This is a genomic window from Paraburkholderia kururiensis JCM 10599 = LMG 19447 (assembly GCF_003986935.1).
Taxonomy (GTDB): Bacteria; Pseudomonadota; Gammaproteobacteria; order Burkholderiales; family Burkholderiaceae; genus Paraburkholderia; species Paraburkholderia kururiensis.
This window is the reverse complement of record NZ_RJZE01000005.1, coordinates 226926-241084: the sequence shown is the minus strand read 5'-3', so window position 1 is coordinate 241084 and position 14159 is coordinate 226926. Positions and strand designations below refer to the sequence as shown.

Annotated in this window: 16 protein-coding genes; 8 read left to right on the top strand and 8 right to left on the bottom strand. The window is 64.7% G+C overall.

Annotated features, from left to right (window positions below; genetic code table 11):
- Positions 1-21: 21 nt before the first annotated feature.
- Genes PKKP23_RS08040 through PKKP23_RS08030 form a run of 3 tightly spaced genes read left to right on the top strand, consistent with a single transcriptional unit; the run spans position 22 to position 2398 of the window.
- Complete coding sequence (locus tag PKKP23_RS08040) at positions 22-735, top strand: response regulator (protein ID WP_126876493.1); 714 nt, start codon at positions 22-24, stop codon at positions 733-735.
- A 20-nt stretch (positions 736-755) separates the two neighbouring features.
- Positions 756-2126 (top strand): ATP-binding protein, encoded by a 1371-nt coding sequence (locus tag PKKP23_RS08035; RefSeq protein ID WP_126876571.1) that lies wholly within the window; start codon positions 756-758, stop codon positions 2124-2126.
- Positions 2127-2179: 53 nt separating this feature from the next.
- A complete protein-coding gene (locus PKKP23_RS08030; protein ID WP_017777391.1) occupies positions 2180-2398 on the top strand; it encodes a hypothetical protein in 219 nt (72 codons plus the stop codon).
- Between the two features lie 16 nt (positions 2399-2414).
- Here the strand turns inward: PKKP23_RS08030 and PKKP23_RS08025 are convergent, their stop codons facing one another.
- Genes PKKP23_RS08025 through PKKP23_RS08005 form a run of 5 tightly spaced genes read right to left on the bottom strand, consistent with a single transcriptional unit; the run spans position 2415 to position 6550 of the window.
- Positions 2415-2699 (bottom strand): DUF971 domain-containing protein, encoded by a 285-nt coding sequence (locus PKKP23_RS08025; RefSeq protein WP_126876492.1) that lies wholly within the window; start codon positions 2697-2699, stop codon positions 2415-2417.
- Positions 2696-3700 carry a HEAT repeat domain-containing protein gene (locus tag PKKP23_RS08020; RefSeq protein ID WP_126876491.1) on the bottom strand — a complete coding sequence of 335 codons (1005 nt, stop codon included), beginning with the start codon at positions 3698-3700 and terminating at the stop codon, positions 2696-2698. Before PKKP23_RS08020 ends, PKKP23_RS08025 begins: the two co-directional genes overlap by 4 nt.
- A gap of 26 nt (positions 3701-3726) precedes the next feature.
- Positions 3727-3981, bottom strand: a complete 255-nt coding sequence (locus PKKP23_RS08015) for a 4Fe-4S dicluster domain-containing protein (protein WP_126876490.1) — start codon at positions 3979-3981, stop codon at positions 3727-3729.
- A gap of 35 nt (positions 3982-4016) precedes the next feature.
- On the bottom strand, positions 4017-5756 hold the full coding sequence (locus PKKP23_RS08010) for a fumarate reductase/succinate dehydrogenase flavoprotein subunit (RefSeq protein ID WP_126876489.1): 1740 nt from the start codon (positions 5754-5756) through the stop codon (positions 4017-4019).
- Positions 5753-6550: a GntR family transcriptional regulator gene (locus tag PKKP23_RS08005; protein WP_126876488.1), complete on the bottom strand. Its 798-nt coding sequence runs from the start codon at positions 6548-6550 to the stop codon at positions 5753-5755. The genes PKKP23_RS08010 and PKKP23_RS08005 overlap by 4 nt, the downstream gene beginning before the upstream one ends.
- A 279-nt stretch (positions 6551-6829) precedes the next feature.
- Here PKKP23_RS08005 and PKKP23_RS08000 point away from each other — a divergent pair, with 279 nt between their 5' ends.
- Entirely contained in the window at positions 6830-7885 is a 1056-nt protein-coding gene (locus tag PKKP23_RS08000; protein ID WP_126876487.1) for a sulfonate ABC transporter substrate-binding protein, read from the top strand.
- An 82-nt stretch (positions 7886-7967) separates the two neighbouring features.
- Here PKKP23_RS08000 and PKKP23_RS07995 read toward each other — a convergent pair whose 3' ends face one another.
- On the bottom strand, positions 7968-9026 hold the full coding sequence (locus PKKP23_RS07995) for a cation diffusion facilitator family transporter (RefSeq protein ID WP_126876486.1): 1059 nt from the start codon (positions 9024-9026) through the stop codon (positions 7968-7970).
- A gap of 83 nt (positions 9027-9109) precedes the next feature.
- Between PKKP23_RS07995 and PKKP23_RS07990 the strand changes: the two genes are divergently transcribed.
- Both PKKP23_RS07990 and PKKP23_RS07985 read left to right on the top strand, forming a co-directional pair.
- Positions 9110-9445, top strand: coding sequence for an ArsR/SmtB family transcription factor (locus tag PKKP23_RS07990; RefSeq protein WP_017777399.1), 336 nt, complete (start codon positions 9110-9112; stop codon positions 9443-9445).
- Positions 9446-9535: 90 nt separating this feature from the next.
- Positions 9536-10072: a cytochrome b gene (locus tag PKKP23_RS07985; RefSeq protein ID WP_017777400.1), complete on the top strand. Its 537-nt coding sequence runs from the start codon at positions 9536-9538 to the stop codon at positions 10070-10072.
- A gap of 98 nt (positions 10073-10170) precedes the next feature.
- Here PKKP23_RS07985 and PKKP23_RS07980 read toward each other — a convergent pair whose 3' ends face one another.
- Positions 10171-10623, bottom strand: coding sequence for a DUF1810 domain-containing protein (locus PKKP23_RS07980; RefSeq protein WP_126876485.1), 453 nt, complete (start codon positions 10621-10623; stop codon positions 10171-10173).
- A 197-nt stretch (positions 10624-10820) separates the two neighbouring features.
- Here PKKP23_RS07980 and PKKP23_RS07975 point away from each other — a divergent pair, with 197 nt between their 5' ends.
- Both PKKP23_RS07975 and PKKP23_RS07970 read left to right on the top strand, forming a co-directional pair.
- Complete coding sequence (locus PKKP23_RS07975; RefSeq protein WP_126876484.1) at positions 10821-12161, top strand: TAXI family TRAP transporter solute-binding subunit; 1341 nt, start codon at positions 10821-10823, stop codon at positions 12159-12161.
- A 137-nt stretch (positions 12162-12298) separates the two neighbouring features.
- Positions 12299-12607 (top strand): hypothetical protein, encoded by a 309-nt coding sequence (locus tag PKKP23_RS07970; protein ID WP_017777403.1) that lies wholly within the window; start codon positions 12299-12301, stop codon positions 12605-12607.
- Positions 12608-12647: 40 nt separating this feature from the next.
- Here the strand turns inward: PKKP23_RS07970 and PKKP23_RS07965 are convergent, their stop codons facing one another.
- Positions 12648-14099, bottom strand: a complete 1452-nt coding sequence (locus tag PKKP23_RS07965) for a cytochrome-c peroxidase (RefSeq protein WP_168724547.1) — start codon at positions 14097-14099, stop codon at positions 12648-12650.
- Positions 14100-14159: the final 60 nt, after the last annotated feature.

The following is a 14159-nucleotide window of genomic DNA, read 5'->3' as shown; positions in this document are numbered from 1 at the left end:
GCACAGACCCGGAGACGCGGCATGGAGCGGGCGGAGAAGATCATCGTGCTCGACGACGAGGCGGAGTTGCGCAACATGCTGCAACGCTTCCTCGCACAGCACGGCTTTCACGTGCGGGTGGTGGCGGACAGCCGGCGCCTGGACCGCTATCTGCAGCGCGAGCCGTTCGACCTGCTCGTGCTCGATCTCATGATGGAGCCGGAAGACGGCCTCTCGGTATGCCGCCGCTTGCGCGCCGAAGGGTACACGCTGCCCATCCTCATGCTCACGGCGAAGGGCGACCCGGTGGACAGAGTGGTCGGCCTCGAGACAGGCGCCGACGATTACCTTGCAAAACCTTTCCTGCCCGGCGAACTCGTGGCTCGCATTCGCGCATTGCTGCGCGGGCGGAAGATGGCGGCCGGCGACGCCGTCGTGGCCGCGCAGGCGCTGCGCTTCGGCGAGTTTCGCTTCGACGTCGGCCGGCAGACGCTCACGCGAGGAGGGGAACCGGTGGAGGTGCATTCGGCGCAGATGCTGTTGTTGCAGGCGCTGGGCGCTTCGCCGAACCGGCCCGTGAGCCGCGAGAATCTGCTGGCCCGCGCGCGCGGCCGCGATCACGAGGCGCTGGACCGCAGCATCGACGTCCAGATTCTGCGGCTGCGCCAGATCGTGGAGAGTGATCCGTCGAAGCCGCGTTTCATTCGAACGGTGTGGGGCGTCGGCTACATGCTGGTGGCCGACATCGAATCATGACGAGCCACGTGCCGTCCGCGATGCATCAGACACCGGCGCGCAACGTGCCGCATTCGCTGTCGCCGCGTTCGCTCCTTGCGCGCAACATCGTGTTGCTGGTCGCACTCGTGGCATTCACCCAGATTTGCTCGCTCACGGTGCTGCTGCATTACGTGCAGCGTCCGCGTGTGGAACGCGCGGCGATCGCGTTTGCCGACTACGTGCAGCGTATCGACCGCACGCTCGCGCCGTTGCGGGCCGACGAAGGCCGTGCGGCGGCCGCGCGGCTGGGCGCTGTGGAAGCGCTGCCGTCCACGATCGACGACGAGCCGCGTCGCGATCCCGTCCACTTCTACCGCATGATGCAGCGCAAGGTGTTCCTCGATGCACTGAGGCGTCACCTGCCCGCCGATATGCCCGTCATCTGGCAGATCGGCAGCACACAGAAGCTGTGGATTCGCGTACACGTGGCCGGCGCGCCGTACTGGATCACGTTGCCCCTGAACGAAGAGGCGGAAGTGAGCGGCGTGACCACGGCGCTCGCGCTCTCCATCGTGCTGGCGCTGGCTGCGGCGCTGACGGGCTATGCGATCCAGCGGCATATCAACCGGCCCTTGCGCGAACTCGCGCAGGCGGCACAGCAGTTGAGCGCGGGCGAGTCGCCCGCGCCGTTGCCGACGGACGGCCCCACCGAAATCGCCCAGGTGAGCGGGGCGTTCAACCAGATGATGGAGGCGCTACGCCAGGCAGAAGCAACGCGCGCGCTGATGCTGGCCGGCGTGTCGCACGACATTCGTACGCCGCTCACGAAGCTGCGTCTTGCGCTGGCAATGAGCCCATCTGCCGACGGAAGCCGCGAAGTGGCCGACGATTCGCTCTCCGCCGCCGCGCAGCGCTACCTCGACCAGATCGACACCATCCTCCAGCAGTTCATGGACTATGCCGGCAGCGGCGAGCGAGAGATCGCACAGCCGGGCGACCTCAACGCGCTCGTCAGTCAACTGGCCGCGGATTTCGCGGGCCTCGGCCACGACTTCGAACTTTCGCTGGGCGAGGTGCCTGTGTTCGCGTTTCGCCCTGTCGGCACGATGCGAATGCTGATGAACCTCATGCAGAACGCAGTGGCGTATGGACGTACCGGTCTTGCTGTACGAACATGGACGGAGGCCGGTATGGCCTGTGTGGCCGTGGGCGATCGGGGCAAGGGCCTCGCTGCGGACGAACTCGAACAGTTGAAGGCACCGTTCAGCCGTGGCAGCAATGCACGCACGCTGTCGGGCGGCACGGGCCTGGGCCTTGCAATCGTGGAACGGATTGCGCGCCTGCATGGCGGTTCGTTGCAGTTCCGGCCGCGCGATGGCGGCGGACTGGAGGCGCTGGTGAGAATGCCGCTTCGGGTACAAACGCGTTAACTACCGACGCGCGTGCAGCGTTTCGCGCATCGCGAAGATGCCAGGAGGCTGTGATGAAATTCGACTACAAGCAGTTTCATATCGACGCATCGCCGCTCGACGAAGGTGGCCACTTCTACGCGCGCGCGAAGATTTTCCGACGCACCGGGCAGGGCAACGCGCCCGTCGAAGTGAAGTATTCGGGCGACCTGGGCGACTATCATTTCGACACGGACGCAGTGGCGGCGGCACAAAAGTGGGCCATCCAGTGGTGCGACGAACACACCGAATGAGGCGCTGGCGTTGTGTTCAGGCGCCGAGGCCTTCGAGATAGGACCACGGATAGATGCCCCGGCGGTGGTCGTCGGCGAAGGCGAGTTGAAGACCGTAGCGGCCCACAGGTTGCACGTCGAGCAGTGTCACGTCCTGCGGCACGTCCACTGTCCGGCCGCTGAGTCGCACCTGGCGGCACGCCGCGCACGGGCAAGCGGCGCGTAACACCGCACAGCGAAGGGAGAGTGTTCGCGTAGCGCTCCAGCGCAGGGTCAGGATGCCTGCTGCGCTGTTCAGCGTGACCTCTTCGGGCGGATTCATCGCGCCGCGCTTTCCAACTGGATTAACGCGATCCTCACGGCCTTGCGCACGTCGGGGTCGCGATCGTCGCGTGCGGCCTGCAACGCAGGTACGGTGCGTGGGTCGCAGAGTTCGCCGAGTGCGAGCGCGGCCTCCTTGCGCAGATTGCTGATGGCATGGGCGAGCAGACTCGCGACGTTGGGCGCCGCGTCGATATCATCAAGGCGTCCTAGCGCGCGTACGGCGCGAACACGGACCTGCCAGAACGGGTCGTCGAGCGCGGCAATCAGAGGTTCGCGCGCGATCGCGGGACGCAGCTTGCCGAGCGTCGTGGCCGCTTCTTCGCGCACCTGCCACGCCTCGTCGCGTAGTGCGGCGAGCAGGGCGTGGGTGGCGACGAAGTCGTCTGCTGCGGTGAAGCCCAGGGCGCCGGCAGCGGCCCGGCGTACGTCGGCGTGATCGTCGTGCGTGACGAGCCTTGCGAGCGGCGCGAGGGCGCGTGCGTCGCGCAGCCAGCCGAGCACACCGACTGCTTCCAGACGAACGTTCGCGTCGGCATGGCCGAGTGCGTCGAGGGCGGGCGTGAACGATTCCGCCGCCCGCAATTCCCGCAACGCGCGTAGCACCGCAGCCAGCACGTGAGGCTCAGGACGCGCAGCCCAGCGACACAGTGTCGTTGCCGACGCTGCCTGCTTTAACGCGGCAAGGCTTTGCGCCGCCGTTTCTCGCACTTCGTCCGACGTATCGAGCAGTGCGCTGCACAGTGCATCCACCGTTGTTTCGTCTTCCCAGGCAGCGAGGATGCGGGCGGCCTCAGCGCGCACGGCCGCGTCGGCGTCATGGCGCAAAGCGTTGCGAACCGGCGCGACGAGGTGGGGGTCTTCAAGGTCCGCGAGTTCGATGAGCGCGACACGACGCACGGCGGCATCCGTGGCGGAAAGCTTCGCGAGCAGCGTCGACGTTTCCGTCGAAGCTGCGCTGGCGACCATGTCTTCGCGCGTGGCGAACGGTTGAACGGTCATGAGAAGCAGGGCTCCATTCAGGCGCATCAACGCAACAGATAAGGAATGTCCACCTTCACCGCGCCGGTCGGACAGTCCTGCTCGCAGGGCATGCAGTACCAGCATTCGTCGAACTGCATGTAGGCCTTGCCTTTGCTGAGGTCGATGGCGAGCAGATCGAGCGGGCAGACATCGACGCACACGGTGCAGCCCTTGTCGGCAATGCACTTGTCTTCGTCGATCGTGACCGGCGCCGAACTGCGATGAAGAATGTCGCGTGGGGTGTGCGGTGGAAGCGGCATGACGCGCTCCATAACGTAATACGTGAAGGGAGTATTCAGGCGAACTGCGTTTCCGCAGGCTTCGTTTCGATGCGCAGCTTCGTATAAGCGTCGCGTTCGCTGTCGGCCAACGGCACGACATACGGCTCCACGGGGCGCTTTCTGCAAGCCATCTCGCCGCGCTCGTTCTTGTACAACTCCGTGTGGCAGAACCAGTCGTGGTCGTCGCGCTGCGGAAAATCGACGCGATGGTGATACAGGCCCCAGCGGCTTTCCGTGCGAAAAAGCGAGGCCCGTGCGGCCATTTCCGCACAATCGCGAATGGCGCGCACTTCCGCCGCGCGCATGAGTTCGTGCGTGTTCTGCGCCTTGATGACGTCTATGTCGTCGACGATGGCCGCAAAGCGCGCGAGGCCGATCTCCATCTTGCGCGTCACCTTCGGCGGCTGAAGGTAGTCGTTCACCATGCGGCGCAGTTTGTATTCGACCTGCGCGGGCGCGAGTCCGCTTTCGCGTTCGAGCGGCGCATAGATGCGCGCGCGTTCCGCTGCGATTTGCGCCTCGTCGAGCGGGGCGTGCGAGCGGCCCGCCACGTAGTCCGCCGCATGCTGGCCGGCGAACCATCCGTAGGTGAACGCGCCGAGCATGTAGTTGTGCGGGACCGCGGCCATGTCGCCGGCCGCATAAAGCCCTGGTACCGAGGTCTGCGCGTGTTCGTTCACACGCACGCCCGACGCACTGTGGCCGCTGCAGAAGCCGATTTCGGAGATGTGCATTTCCACCATCTGTTGCCGGTAGTCGGTGCCGCGTCCGGCGTGGAAGCGACCGCGGCTAGGGCGTTCGTTGGTGTGCAGAATCTGCTCGATGGTCTGGATCGTTTCTTCCGCAAGGTGATCGAGCTTCAGGAACACGGGGCCGTTGCCGCTTTGCAGCTCCTGGTAGAACTCCCACATCATCTGGCCGCTCCAGTAGTCGCATTCGATGAAGCGTTCGCCCTTGCTGTTCGCGGTGAAACCGCCCAGCGGACCGGTGACGTAAGCGCAGGCCGGTCCGTTGTAATCCTTGATGAGCGGATTGATCTGGAAGCACTCCAGATTCGAGAGTGCGGCGCCCGCGTGCCATGCCATCGCGTAGCCGTCGCCGGCGTTGGTGGGGTTCTCGTAGGTGCCCATCAGATAACCCGACGCGGGCAGGCCGAGGCGCCCAGCGGCGCCGCAACAGAGAATCACGGCCTTTGCGCGGACCACGTAGAAGTCCGCGGTGCGGCAGTCGAAACCGAGTACGCCACATACGTTGCCATGCGAATCGGTGAGCAGCCGAGTGGCGACGATGCGGTTGGTGATCGCGACGCGGGCGCGCTTCAATTGCCGGTACAGCACCTTCTTGATGTCGTGGCCTTCGGGCATGGGCAACACGTATGAGCCCATGTGATGCACTTTCTTCACGGCGTAGTCGCCCGTGGCGTCCTTTTCGAATCGCACGCCCCAGCGGTCGAGTTGTTCGATCGTCGCGAAGCTGTGCTTCGCGTAGGCATACACCGTGGACTGGTCGACGATGCCCTCGTTCGCAATGGTGATCTCGCGCGTGTACTGCTCCGGCGTGGCATGGCCTGGAATCACGGCGTTGTTGAGGCCGTCCATGCCCATGGAGATCGCGCCGCTGCGCTTCACGTTGGCCTTTTCGAGCAGCAGCACGTTGAGCGTCGGGTCGCGTTCCTTCGCCTTCACGGCGGCCATTGGGCCGGCGGTGCCGCCGCCAATCACGACGATGTCGTATTCGAGCACGTGGGTGTTCATGACGCTTGCCTTGTGAATGAGCGGGCGCTTTCGCTATCGGCGCGTTCGCGGTCTATCCGCAGCCGGTACTGGAAGGCGTCGCCGCGGAAGTAGAGATATTCGTAGTCGATGGGCACGCCGTTGGCGTCGTGCGTGAGGCGCTCGATGCGCAACACGGCGCTTCCTTCCCCGACATTCAACGCGCTCGCCACTTCGGCGCTGGCGAGCGTGGCGTCGACTGCGACGTCGGCGTGGCCCAGCGTCACGCCGCAATCGTTCTCGATGACGAGGAAGATGTCGCGCGTCGCGAGATCGGCCCTTGCGAGCCGCTTGCCGATTGATTCGGGTACCCAGGTGATTTCGTAGGACACCGGCTCGCGGTCGAGCAGCCGCACGCGCCTGACCTCGATCACGGTCGTGCCTTCGGCAAGTGCGAGCCGCGCGGCGACAGTGCCGTTTGCCGTCAATGCACGTACACCCTGCACCTGGTTGACCACCTCGTGACCCACCGAAGACATCGCTTCGGCGAAGCCTTGTAGCGACGTCACGTTCTGAAACGCCTTGGGCCGCGAAACGAACGTGCCCTTGCCGTGCTGTCTGAAGAGCAACCCTTCCTTCTGCAGATCGCCGAGCGCTTGCCGCACGGTGATACGGCTCACGCCGAACGACGTGCACAGTTCGTATTCCGAAGGCATGCGGCCGTGCGGCGCGTAGGTGCCGTCCAGAATGCGCGAACGCAATATGTCCTTGATTTGGGCATAGCGCGGTTGAGGCGGCAGAGCGGCGAGGGGCGGTGTGGCAGTGAACGGAGGCATTGGGTGAACTTGTCATGACAAGACGAGTTCGCAGTCTAGCCAGCGCAGCATGTACCTCAAACGAAGGATTTCCGATATCGATCTGCGCATTTGCGATGAACGTCCGCGATATACGGGAATATGCGCGACCGCGAAATGGATAGCAGAAAAAACTGGAAGCAGCGCGTTGACCGTGCGCTTATGAGCCACGCATGATGGCACTTCCTGTCTGGACACTCGGACATCCGGACATCACTAAGCACAAAACACCTGCGAAACACAAGGCCAGGCGAACAAACCATGACATCGAACCATTCATCACACGACGACATCGAATCACGCGCGCATAACGGGCAACGGCGCTCGCTACTCAAGCATGCAGTGGCAGGCACGGCGGCACTCGCCGCCGTGCGCGTTGCAGGCATTACCGGCGGCTTGGGCGGGCTGGGCGCGCTCGCGGCCAGCATCGACGCACGTGCTCAAGGCAGCGGCAAGGTGTTGCGCGTGGGCTACCAGAAGTACGGCAACTTCATCGTGCTCAAGGCGAGCGGTGCGCTCGAAAAGCGCCTGGCGCCGCTGGGCATCACGGTGCAGTGGACCGAGTTTCCCGGTGGTCCGCAATTGCTCGAAGGGCTCAACGCGGGCGCCGTGGATGTGGGGACGGTGGGCGAGACGCCGCCCATCTTCGCGCAGGCGGGCGGCGTGGATTTCGTCTACATCGGCAGCGAGCCGCCCGCGCCGAAGGCCGAAGCCATCGTGGTACCGCACGATTCACCGATTCGCTCGGTGGCCGATCTGCGCGGCAAGAAGGTGGCGCTCAATCGCGGCTCCAACGTGCATTACCTGCTCGTGAAGGCGCTGGAAAGCGCGAAGGTCGGTTATCAGGAGATCGTGCCCGCGTATCTGCCGCCTGCGGACGCTCGCGCGGCATTCACGCAGGGCAGCGTGGACGCGTGGGTGATCTGGGATCCTTATCTTGCAGCCGTACAGCGTCAGGCGAATGCGCGCGTGCTCGTGGATGGCGAAGGGCTCGTGCGCAACACGCAGTACTACCTCGCGGGCCGCAAGTTCGCGAGTGCGCAGCCGCAACTCGTGCATGCGTTGCTGGAAGAGGTGAGCCGTATCGACACGTGGGCACGCGACAACATTCCGGCCGTGGCCGCGCAGCTTTCGCCGCAGGTGGGGCTCGACACGGGCACGCTGGAACTCGCGCTGAAGCGCACGACGTATGGCGTGCAGCGTGTGGATGCGGCCACGATCGCGTATCAGCAGCAGATTGCCGATACGTTCACGAATCTCAGGCTGATTCCGAAGAAGCTCGACGTTGCGCAGGCGCGCTGGGAAGCGGCGTCGTAGGTTGGCAGTGAAGCCGCGCGCGAGCGGACGGAGAATGCGCCGCTCGCGCCGAAGGCCTAAGCCTGATGGCAGCTAATGGCAGTTAATGGCAGTTCTTGCTGCCTGCGCCGCCGTGCTCGTGCGCCTGTTCGTCCATGCACACGTCTTCTTCAATCTGCACGGTGACGTGATCGATGTTGAAGCGCGTAGCCAGCCGGCGCTGCACGGCGCTCACGACTTCGCGATGCGGCGCACCCTCCGCGGGATGCACGTGCAGCGTGACCATGTGCTGTTCGCCGGTAATGGACCACGCGTGGATGTGATGCGCGTTGCGCACCTGGGGCACGTTTTGTTCGAGGTCTGACTTGATCTCGGCGAGATCCGTGCCTTCGGGCGAGCCCTCCAGCAGGATATGCGCCGACGACCGCACGATGCCCCACGCGCTCTTGAGAATCACGACGGCGACGAAGATCGAGAGAATAGGGTCGATCGGCGTCCAGCCCGTCAGCAGAATCACGCCCGCGGCCACGATGGCGGCCACCGAGCCCAGCATGTCGCCCAGCACATGCAGCCATGCCCCACGCAGATTGAGGTTTTCGCGGTTGCCGCCGTGAAGAACGAGAAACGCGACCACGTTCGACGCAAGACCCGCAATCGCCACGATCATCATCGTCTTGCCTGCAACGGGCACGGGCGAGGCGAACCGCTGCACGGCCTCGATTACGATCCACGCGGCAATGACGAAGAGCGCGCAGCCATTCACGAACGCAGCGAGAATTTCGAGCCGTTTGTAGCCGTAGGAAAGTTGCGCGGTAGCGGGGCGCTTGCCGTAGTGAATGGCGACCCAGCTGAAGCCGAGCGCGGCGGCGTCGCTGACCATGTGGCCGGCGTCGGCGAGCAGCGCGAGCGAGCCGGAAATCAGGCCGCCCACCACCTCCACCACCATGAACAACGCGATGACGACGAACGCCCAGCCGATGCGATGCTGGTCCGTGACGCCGTGCAGATGGTTGTGACCTGCGTGGCTGTGGTCGTGGCCGCCATGGCCATGGCCATGGCCGTGATCGTGATCGTCGTGATGATTCGGATGGTCGTGATCGTGCGCTTCGCGATGGTCGTGGTCGTGCGGATGATCGTGGCCGTGCGAGTGTGGATGTGCCATGGGAGGGTTGCGTGGCTAAACTGGAGGTCTGGGCATTATATACACATATAAACATCTATTGATGTGATCGCAGAGGAGCGTGGATGCAACCCTTCGAGTTGAGCGATGACCAGGTGGTGGAACTGGCGGAAATGTTTCGGCTGATGGGCGACCCGAGCCGGTTGAAGATCATCGCGTCGTGCCTGAGCGCGCCGATGTGCGTCTCGGATATCGCCGCGAAGCACGGCCTCTCGCAGCCGCTCGTGAGCCATCATCTGCGGCTGCTGCGCGCGGCGCGCGTGCTGCGGGCGGAACGGCGCGGCAAACAGATCTTCTACGAGGCCGCCGACGAGCACGTGAAGCGCGTGATCGACGACATGACCGAACACGTTTGCGAGCATCTCTCCTCCGATTTCGACGAGAGCCAGAAAGACGTCTGAGCCTTGCATGTCGCGGCCATTATTTTCTTAAGCAACTGGTAAGAAAAATCGGGCAAGATGCGTCCCTGTCAATTTGTCAGGGAGTGACTCATGACCAACACCCAACACGACGTGGGCCGGTACGACCCGGTGGCCCGTCTGCTTCACTGGCTCATCGTGGCATTGGTTTGCGCCCAGTTCGTACTGGGCTGGACGATGCCCGAAGTGCATCGCGACACGCAACCCGTCGGCCTCATCGCCTTGCACCTTGCCGTGGGCGCCGCGCTCGTGGCCGCCATGGTGCTTCGTATCGTCTGGCGTCTCACGCACCGTCCGCCGCCTGCCAATCTTTCGCCGCTGCTCAATACGGTGTCGGGCGCCACGCACTTTCTGCTCTACGCTGCGCTCGTGGCCGTGCCGCTGCTGGGTTGGGCCAACGCGTCGTCGCGCGGCTGGGCTGTTGAGCTGCTCGGCGCAATCCCGCTGCCCGCGCTTTCCGCAACGGGTTCGAGCGTAGGCCACGCCATGGGCGACGTCCACAGCGCGCTCGCATGGGTGCTGCTCGTGTTGATCGGCATGCACGTGGGCGCCGCGCTGTTCCACCGCTTCGTGCTCAAGGACCGCGTGCTCCAGCGCATGACCTGGTAACCTGGGTAACCTGGTAACGCGGCGGCGGTTGCCACGGTAACCGCTGCAGGCAGGCCCCCAACGGCCCGTTCCCTTTGCCGGGAACGGGCCGTTTGCCGTTATGCGCCTTGCTGCGCGATCAAGGCGAGCGTGCGCGCGTCGGGCTCGCCTTCGAAGTACTTGCGCAGCGCGTCGAGAAACACCGTGTTGTCCGTGGCGGCCTTTGCAAAGAGGCTCATCGACGAGCGGAATTTCAGGTCATCCGGGTAGCCGAAGATGTCTTCGATGGCGCGACCCTCCACGGCGTTCACGATCCCGGTGGTCTGCCGCAGCCGCGGGCCGAGCACGGGATGGCGCAGATACGCCTCGGCCTCGGCGAGCGACGAGATGGCGAAGCGCTGCGCCATGGCGCTGTCGCCCAGGCCTTGGATCTGCGGAAATACGAACCACATCCAGTGGCTGCGTTTGCGGCCCGCCCGCAATTCCTCGCATACGCGGGCATAGACGGGGTCCTGGGCATCGACGAAACGCTGCAGATCGTAGGCGTCGTCGTGTTCTGAGTGGTCGTTCATCGTGTCCTCCTTCTGTGCGCCCGGCGCGCTGCGCGCCGGCATCGCGGCCTGCGCGCTTTGACAGGGCACGTGGTTCGTCCCTACATTACACACACGCCGACAGTCGGCGCGTCAGCGCCCAGGCACCATTCCGCATTCGCCGAGCAAGCCGTCTCCGGGAAAAGCGGTGCGTGCCGGGGGCTTTTCCGGCGGGGGCCATGAAGCCATATCGATTGCGCCGTCAGACCTTTCTGCGCGACCACGCGTATCCCGTGTGGCGCGACGTGGTGCTCACCGCGGCACCATTCGTTCTGTTCTTCGGCCTGCTCGTCGCCGCGCTGGTCTGGATCGTGGACCCGGCGCCGCCCGGCAGCATCACCATCAGCGCCGGTCCGCGCGACAGCGTGTTCATGCAGAACGCGCTCGAATACAAACGGATTCTCGCGCGTAACGGCATCACGGTGCGCGTGCTCGAATCCGACGGCTCGGTGCAGAACCTGAAACGTCTGCTCGATGCGCATCAGCATGTGGATCTCGCGCTCGTGCAGGGCGGCGTGTCGGACGGCTTGCCGATACAGTCGCTCATGTCGCTCGGCAGCGTGTTTTACGTGCCGATCGTGGTCTTCTACCGCGGCAGCGGCATGACGCAGCTCTCCGAGCTCGAAGGCAAGCGCATCGCGATCGGGCGCGAGGGGAGCGGCACGCGCATGCTCTCGCTGAAGCTGCTCGATGCGAACGGCATTCATGCCGGCGGCGAAACCACGCTGCTGCCGCTCGACGGCCTCGACGCCGCGAAGCAGCTGGTGGCCGGCAATATCGACGCCGCCTTGCTGAGCGGCGATTCCGCAGACCGCGGACTCATGCTGCGGCTGCTCGCCATTCCCGGCGTTTCCGTGATGGATTTCGCGGAGGCGAGCGCCTATACGCGCCTCTTTCCCTATCTCGACGAACTCGACCTGCCGCCCGGCGTGCTCGACCTTCGCCGCAAGGTGCCGCCGAACACCGTGCACATGATCAGCCCCATGGTGGAGATTGTGGCTCGCCGCAACCTTCATCCGGCGATTTCGGACCTCATCATCGAAGCGGCTCAGGAAGTGAACGGCACCGCGGGGCTGCTGCAAGGCGCGGGCCAGTTTCCGAAGCTGATCGCGCACGAATACCCCATCAGCGAAGATGCGGCGCGCTATTACAAATCGGGCAAGAGCTTTCTCTACCGTAGTTTGCCGTTCTGGCTGGCGACGGTGGCAGACCGCATGCTCGTGCTGCTGCTGCCCGTTGCGGTGCTGCTCTTCCCCGCGCTTCGCGTCGTGCCGGCGCTATTTCGCTGGCGCGTGAGGTCGCGGCTCTACCGCTATTACGGCGTCCTCATTGCCATTGAGCGGCGCGCCATGCGGCACGCAACAGAAGCGCAGCGCAAGTCGCTGCTCGATGAACTGGACGGCATCGAGGCGTCGCTCAACAACGTGCGCGTGCCGCTTGCCTATGCGGACGCGTTCTACGTGCTGCGCGAGCACGTGAGCTTCGTGCGCTCGCATCTGGTCGAACCGCATTCCGCGTAGTGCACCTAACTAAGGGACGGAACCCGAAAACACTGCCGCACGCCCGTGAAAGTACGCATATCATGAGAGATGCTGCGTCCGGCTTTTGCGCTGGCGCTTTGTTCGAGCGATTTCCTCACCAGTAAGCGGAGGTGGATATGGCTACGTTTGCTATCGACGGCATACGCATCAATCCCCATACGGACCGCGTGACCCACGTGCGCTGGGCCGCGATCGATCCGAAATCGCATGCGTCGCTTTCTTCAGCGCAGATCGTGGAAGTGGGCGACGTCGTCAACGCCATTCATGCCGGCAACATCGTGTGGTCGCTCTTCACGCTGGGCGGCACGCGCTACCTGGGACCGAAAATCAAGACGGTCTCGCATACGGACGGGCACGACGGCATCGACACCGACGAGCCCAACGGCACGGTAGAAAAATCCATCGACGATCTGCCGCACGTCTGACCGCGCGGCCCGTCCGCGATTCGAGGCAACACCCGCCGTTTTACTTCTGCGCCGTCTGCAGCGGATACCCGTCGTCCAGCGTCTTCAGAAACGCGATGATGTCTTTGATGTCCGCGTCGCTCATGGCGGGCGGCTCGCCGAAATGGCGGTCGAACGGCGCGTCTGTCACGTCGATGTTCGCGTGGAAGCGCTCGGGCAGATCGTCGTACTTCACGACCTTGCCGTCGGGGCCGCGCGGGTAGATCTTGCCGGGGTCCGTGTCGCGCAGGTTGTAGAACTTCATCACGTCTTCGAGCGAGTGATAGACGCCGTTGTGGAAAAACGCCTGACGCGTGGCCGCATTGCGCAGCGAGGGCGTGAGGAACATGCCGCAGTATTGCGTCTGGGTCGACAGATCCGTGCGATGCGGGCCGCACACGCCCATGTCGTGAAACGCGGGGTCACGGTTCACGGCGAGCGTGCGATTGCGCGGCACGCCCAGCGCTTCGTACTGGAAGTCGGTGAACATGGGCGGCAGCCCGTCTTTGCCCGGCGTGGCGAGATGGCAGCCCGCGCAGTTCGCGCGGTTCTTGTCGGTGAAGAGGTGCAGGCCGCGTATCTCCGCGCGCGTGAGCCTCACCTTGCCTTCGAGCCAGTAGTCGTACTTGCTCGTGTAGGGGTGGAACGACGGGTCTTCCACCTGGTAGCGCGCAATGGCGAACATCGCTTCGGACACGACCCGCGCCGGATCGTTGAAGATGGCCGGCCCGAACAACTGGCGCAACGTGGCGGCGTAGGGCGCCTCGGCGATTTTTGCCGCGACGGTCTTCACGTCCGTGTTCGCCATTTCCACAGGATTGAAGAGCGGGCCGTAGGCCTGTGCCTGCAGCGTGTCGGCGCGGCCATCCCAGAACAGGCCGCCTTGCGGCACCATGGCCGGTGCCGCGGGCGCAGCGCCCGCCACCTTTTGCGCGCGCGGCGTGCTGGCAGCCTGGGCGGCGGTGTCGGCGAGGCTCGCGGTGGTTTCGGCTTCGCCATCGTCGGGACCGATGCTGAAGTTCGGCTGCCGATAGAGGTAGGTCAGCAAGGGCACGGCGCGGTCGCCCTGCAGCGACATGTGCGCGCCGCCAGGCTGCACGGGCAGCGCATTGGGCGGGCCGTACGCGTGTTGGGGACTATGGCACGTTGCGCACGACTGCTGGCCCGAGGCCGAGAGCCGTGGATCGAAGAACATCTGCTTGCCGAGCAGCGCGACGGCGCTGAGCGGCGCGGTTGCGGGTCGCATCAGCGTGACCGGATGCGGATTCGCGCCCGTCAGCGTTTCGACGTACTCGCCGATCGCGGCGGGCATCTGCTGCGGGAACACGAGCGCCCAGACGGACGCGAGCGCGAGCACAGCAAGCGCGTAGAGCAGGGCGTGCATGGCACGACGGCACAGCCTGCCCTTCGGGCGCGCTGACGGGCCATTCGTGGAACCGGCGTTGGGTTGCGGCAGGGAAGGAGCGTTCACGATTCGATGCGGCAAATGACTCGGAGGAGTTGAACGCCGCGCGTGCAGCGCGGCGGCTGCAGT